Origin of the sequence: Actinomyces sp. HMSC075C01 (assembly GCF_001812965.1) — a bacterium.
In the GTDB taxonomy this organism is placed as follows: Bacteria; Actinomycetota; Actinomycetes; order Actinomycetales; family Actinomycetaceae; genus Actinomyces; species Actinomyces acetigenes.
Genome location: NZ_KV811014.1, coordinates 1 through 5,737 on the forward strand (window position 1 = coordinate 1; position 5,737 = coordinate 5,737).

General features: G+C 68.2%; 5 protein-coding genes and 1 pseudogene. All 6 read right to left on the minus strand.

Translation table 11 applies throughout. The features are described 5' to 3' along the window. Positions 1-193, minus strand: a pseudogene (locus tag HMPREF2883_RS14825) (hypothetical protein); the annotation flags it as partial. 204 nt (positions 194-397) lie between these two features. Beyond that, positions 398-643: a hypothetical protein gene (locus HMPREF2883_RS09690; protein ID WP_141759093.1), complete on the minus strand. Its 246-nt coding sequence runs from the start codon at positions 641-643 to the stop codon at positions 398-400. Between the two features lie 166 nt (positions 644-809). Further along, positions 810-1,268 (minus strand): YbaB/EbfC family nucleoid-associated protein, encoded by a 459-nt coding sequence (locus HMPREF2883_RS09695; protein ID WP_176747198.1) that lies wholly within the window; start codon positions 1,266-1,268, stop codon positions 810-812. A gap of 203 nt (positions 1,269-1,471) precedes the next feature. Then, entirely contained in the window at positions 1,472-2,947 is a 1,476-nt protein-coding gene (locus HMPREF2883_RS09700) for a S8 family serine peptidase (protein ID WP_070661637.1), read from the minus strand. Continuing rightward, on the minus strand, positions 2,944-4,269 hold the full coding sequence (gene eccB, locus HMPREF2883_RS09705) for a type VII secretion protein EccB (protein WP_070661640.1): 1,326 nt from the start codon (positions 4,267-4,269) through the stop codon (positions 2,944-2,946). The genes HMPREF2883_RS09700 and eccB overlap by 4 nt, the downstream gene beginning before the upstream one ends. Next, complete coding sequence (locus HMPREF2883_RS09710) at positions 4,269-5,609, minus strand: EsaB/YukD family protein (RefSeq protein WP_081384597.1); 1,341 nt, start codon at positions 5,607-5,609, stop codon at positions 4,269-4,271. The genes eccB and HMPREF2883_RS09710 overlap by 1 nt, the downstream gene beginning before the upstream one ends. Positions 5,610-5,737 lie beyond the last annotated feature (128 nt).

Sequence of the window (5,737 nt, forward strand, 5' to 3'; positions counted from 1 at the left end):
AGGTCGCCACCGCCAGTGACTCCTGGCCGGCCAGACGGCTGGAGCACACCGTGTCCAGGTCGCTGGCGCACGAGTTCAGCTTGGTGGCGATGTTCGTCCACGTCGAGGCAGCCGCAGTCACCGCGTCACTGTCACCGGTGAGCTCATTGAGCCACTCATTGAGGCTCCCCAGGTGCTCAATGATCCATCCCACTCCAGCAGATAGCGCCTCACCCAGGGGATCCATCACCGCTGCGGCTGTGTCCAAGGCCGTGGCCGCCGTCCCCAGGCCGCCGGCGACCCAGCTCTTGGACTCAAACGCCTCCTTAAGATCAGAACCGTCCTCAATCAGACGAGAACCAGACCAGACGGTCTCCGACTCTTTAACCTCAGCGACAAGCTCGTTACCCATCGTCGATCACGGCCTCAGCTGACGCGCACCGGCGGCGGAGTTGGAGTCGGTGCCCTCCAGGGCGGTGGCGGTACCCCGCAGGCCCGTAGCGCTGTTGCGCAGCCCCTTCTCAGCCGAGACCATCATGAGGTCGGCCGCCGTCTTCACCAACGTGTAGGTCGGCAGGAACAACGGTGAGCACATGATGCCGAACGCGTTATCCGCCAGCGCCGCACCGGAAGCGTCCCGGGCCTGAGCCACGCCAGCAGCCACCGCATCCGTATCCTTCGCCCCCGAACACAAGGTTTCTCCGTTAACCCGAATATCCGTCATCACAGGCCCTTTCTTCCTTCTCTTGTCCTTGATGTGATTCTGTCGAGAACAGTCAGTGCTGCCCTGCTCACCCAGATCGTGCTGAGCAGGCGAAGGCCACACGGGGTTACATGCCCGGGAAGATGAGACCGGGAGGCGCGCTGCGCTTCTTGTTGCGGCTCTCCTCGGCCTGCTGGGCACGCCGGGTCGCTCCCACCTTGGGGCCGGCCATCTGCTCGTAGGCCTCCAGCATCGCCTGGCCCAGCCCCGTATCCACACCGATATGACGATCCACGATCGCACGGATCCTGGTCGCCGCGTCGCGGCGGCCGGTGTCGATGGCTTCCATGACCGCTGTGGAGAGCTGGGACGGATTGAGCACCTGGCTCGCCGCCGTGAAACGCACATCCCGCACGCGCCCGGCGGCGTCAACGACCACCGTGACCTCGCCGCTCTTGGACGTGCCCTCGACCTCCAGCGAGTCGGCCTGCTCACGCACCCGCTCAGTCGCCTCGCTATTGCGCTGCGCCTGGGCGACCTGTTCAGCAATCCGAGACAAGCGCTCCTCAACCAACCGATCAGACATGAGCCCCACCCTAACTGCTAACCGGATGCGGGAGCCTCCCATCAAACTGTTGGGTAAATAACAGGGGGATAACTCCCCACCTTCCTCGACACCTCGGGCATTGATCTGCTACGAACCGTTGGTAACAAAGCCCTGCGAACACGATAGGGGTGCTCATGGCGAGGTGTCACGGCTCCGCCCAGTGGCGGCAAGACCGCCCGCCCTCAGGGCTGTTTCCGGCCTCGAATCCTGCTGGCCACCAGCCCCAAGGACAGCGCCACCAGTCCCGCAGCCCCGATGCCCCCCGCGAGCCGCGCCCGGCGCCACGGCGCAGGGTCAGGAACGATCGGCTTCAACGGGCTCGGAGACGGCGTCGGCACCGGGTGGGCGCCACGCGGGTTCTCCGGCCCCACCGCCGTACCGTCGTTGACGAAGTTCAGTGCCGCATACGGAGCAATGAGCCCCCAGCCGGTCTCCGGGCTGGACTTGGTCGGCTCCGGCCGGATCGCCGTCGCCGTCAACCGGTACTTCCAGTCCGCCGGCGTCTCCGTCGGGTGTGCGGCCACCACGAGCGCCGCAACCCCCGCGGCGTACCCGGCCGCTAAGGCGGGGGAGGGGCCGTTCCGGGAGACCAGGCAGTCCCCCTCGTCGAGGAACGTGGTGGGAACGGCCTGGGCGGGGACCGCCACGTCGACGTGAGAGCCGTGCAGCATGTTCTTTGAGACGCCGCCGCTGGCGTCCAGGCCCGTCACCCCCAGGACGTTCGGGTAGGCAGCCGGGTAGCGCACCTCAGCCCCGTTCGCGTCCGTTGCGGGCGGTGGGGTGGAGGCCGTCGCACCCCCGCTCGGGTGCTTCGTGCTCTCCACGGCACCGGCTCCGGCCACCACGAGGGCCCCGACCTCAGTCGCGTGATTCACCGCCGCCTGAACCTCGGGCTCATCCTGAGTCAGCATGTGGCCGACGACGATCACCTTGGCCCCGTTGTCAGCGGCCCACTGAATCCCCTCGGCGGTGCGCGTCGGCGTGGGGCCGACGCCCTTCTTCACCTGGTCGTCGGAGGCCCCCTGGTACACCCGTACCGGCATGATGGTGGCGCTCTTGGCGATCCCGACGACGCCGGAGCCCTCCACCTGGCGGGCGGCGATCATCCCCGCCACCGCGGTCCCATGGCCGCTGTCGTCGCGCTGGCCGTCCCCCCGGCCCAGGAGATCGACCCCCGGGGTCATCGCTCCTTGAAGGTGAGGGTTGTTCGCATCCACGCCGGAGTCGACAACGGCCACAACGACGCCCTGTCCCTCTGTCACGCCCCAGGCCCGCTCCACGCCGATCTGCTTGAACACCGGCGGGCTGGTCGTCAGCAGTGACCCCTCCCCCCGCTGGCAGTCGGCGACCTCGGTGTCGATCGGCGGAGGGCCGGTCTGCACCTGCGGGGCGGCGGTCGCGGTCTGCTCCGATGAGGCGGACGGTGCGGACGAGGGTGCCGGGGTCGCCGCATCCTGCGGGGCGGGGGCGGCTTCCTGCGTTGAGGCCGGCTGGGGGTCGGGCATGGGAAGCCGGGGCATGAGGGCACCGCCGGCGACGCCGCTCGCGCCCGAGACCGCAGCGGAACCGGCGAGTGGTGCCGTCCCCACGACGGGCGACGCGGCCAACAGGATCACCGCGGGAACGCACGCCGCCAGGCGGCGCGGGGAACGCTTCACTTGTCCTGCACGCCCTTCCACACGGCGGCCTTCGACAGCTCCGGCCCGGCCGGGAACAAGGAGATCCACGGGGAGGGAATGCTGGACACGTTGCTCATGGTGTAGCCGAGCTGCGTGACCGTGTCAGCGGTGGCGCCTCCCAGCGCCCAGACGCGACCGGCGTCCGTGAGCAGGAAGACCTGGCCGGCGGAGCCACTGGAGGTCGCTCGCACCAGAGCGCCCGTTCCCCCCTTGACTGTCACGCCGCCCTTGTCGATCTGATTGCTTGCGTTGATCGTCGAGGTCATCTGACCCGAGGCGTCCACCTGGAGGACGGCGCAGGCGCTCTGGTTCTCAGTGGTGCCCTTGCCCAGCGTGTCGGGCCAGTCGGACGGGGCCGACGACGTCGTCGTGCCGGCCTGGCTCAGGTCCGAGGCGTTGACCTGCTGCTCAGCGACGTTGGGGGATCCGAGCTTGTACATCGCGAGCTCGACCTCGTTGAGGCGGGCGACTCGGCCGTCGGCTCGTACCAGGTAGTGGCGCTGAGCCCCTGAGCCGTCGGACACCACGAGCAGGGAGCCGGCGATGGGGTTGGAGATCGAGGAGGACAGGGTGGTCACCGGGGTGCCGGCGTCCGACAGGGAGAAGGGCTTGATCGTGCTCCCCTGGGGAAAGAGGTTGATCCAGGTGGCGTCAACTGGGACCACGGGATCGGTGTCCAGATTCAGGGCGTGGAGGGCGGCGTCCAGGTTCTCGGAGGGAATCGGGTAGCGGTGGCCGTTGGCGATGAGATAGTGGGTCTTCCCCACAGACACCAGCGCATGCCCCACCGAGCTCATGCCCGAGGGTGCTGAGCCGACGAAGGTCGAGGTCGCGCCCGCGGTGGAGGAGCAGGCGGCCCATCCCCGGGGCACCAGGGACTTCGCTGTGGGCAGTGACTCCGGGGCGTCGGCGATCCCCACCTGCGAGCCCCTCTCGATGCCGTTCAGCGTGTCGGCGCCGGCGGTGGTCTGCTTGAAGGAGCCCGGGTCCGACAGGAGGCGGGCGCTGGCGATGTTGGTGACCGGGCGCAGACGTCCGCGGATGGTCACGTAGCGCGTCCCCTCGTTCTTCACGATGACGAGGGTGTTGTTCTGCCAGTCATTGGGCAGCGGGGAGGTGAATCGACCGATGACCAGTGAGACCAGAAGGATGACCAGCGCGATCGCGATCCCGCCGATCACTGGTCGGAGCATGTTGCGCGGCTCCACCTCCCGGCCCCCCGGCGTCCCCGCGCTGAAGGCCATGACGAGGCGCTGGCGGTTGAACCGCTGCGCACTGAGGATGTCCTTATTGGAAGCCATCACAGCACTCCGATGACAAGGGCGGCCAGGGGTGCGATGGACAGCAGGACCAGGATCTCGATGACATCGGTGAGGCGCGCCAGCCTCGGACGGTACGTGGGCCCGAGGACATTGAGAAGAAGGACCACGAGGCCCACGACCCCGACCAGCACGACCATGGGCATGACGACGTCGGCCTGTTTGAGGACGATCACGAGCACCAACGTCGCCAAAATGAGCATGCCGCCCACGACGCCGGCCGTCACATCCGCCCGTGAACGGACCGCACGCGTGCTCAGCATCGCGGCGACCGCGATGGCGGCGACCAGGGCGACGCCGTCGTATCCGACCGAGGCGAGAGCCGGGACCGAGACCAGCACGATCATCGAGCAGGCGATACGCACGGACAGCACCAGCCCGTGCATGTTCAGGATGCGAGATGTCAGCGCCGCCTTGATCGGCCCCTCGTCCTCGGCTCGGTGATACCCCTCTGGTTGGTTGGGCAGGCTGATGGTCACTGGGACTGAGGCGAGTGCGAGCCACGGGGTCAGGAGCGAGATGCCGGCAGCGGTCGCGCTGACCAGAGCGAGAACCGGCGCCAACCGGTAGCCGAGCGCCTGGGTCCCCAGCCCCGTGGCCATCATGGCCACGCACACGAGCAGGGGGCCTGCGAGCAGCGGACGATCGCGGTCCAGCAACGGTATGCAGGCGCCCAGGAGTGAGGCGCCGACGGCGCCCGCGGCCGCCATCCTCAGTCCGGTCGGCGGTCCCTGGAACCCGGTGTGGAGGGTCACGCCGGCGAGTACTGCCGCCGTGATGACCAGTGCCCAGGCCCCCTTCTCCTTCATCTGCCTGATGGCCAGTGCGGCCAGGATCAGCAGCACCGCCGCCACCGCCGCGCAGGCCGGGGTCACCCATCCTCCGGGCCCCTGGCGCAGGAGCAGGGCGCCTCCGGCGGTGAAGAGCAGGCACGTGGCTCCCACCGACAGGGTCAGCGTGTCCTTGGGGTCCCAGGCGACCTGCTGACGTTCCACTGCGGCGGCGACCGCTTCGGTCAGATCGTCGTAGCGGTGCTCCGCCTCTGTGCTGCGCAGGTCGAGCGTCAGCACGTCGCCTGCGCCGACGCGCTGATCCGCCAGTGACAGGGAGTCGTCGAGAACACGACCCGCCTGCGTGGTCAAGCACATGCCGTAAGCCGAGGCCTCCTCCCCCAGCCCTTCAAGCTTCTGCGCCAGGGCTGGAACCACCTCGACCAGGGGGAGATCGACCGGCAGCGAGATGTCCACCGGGATGCGCTCGTAGACGACGGTGACGGGCATGAGGGAGGAGCTGCGCCGAACACGCGAGGCGGGAGGAGGCAAGGCGATTCTCCTGGAGAACGGGACGAGGGCGAGTCATCACCGGCTGCGGATGCAGCCGCGACACCCCATCGTAGATCACGAATCGGGTGTCAGGACTAGATGATTGATTCCAAGGGGATTGGTTAGTG

Excerpts from the sequence above, each read along its gene's own strand:
- HMPREF2883_RS09695 (WP_176747198.1), bottom strand. The coding sequence starts at position 1,268 with ATGTCTGATCGGTTGGTTGAGGAGCGCTTGTCTCGGATTGCTGAACAG.
- eccB (WP_070661640.1), bottom strand. The coding sequence starts at position 4,269 with ATGGCTTCCAATAAGGACATCCTCAGTGCGCAGCGGTTCAACCGCCAG.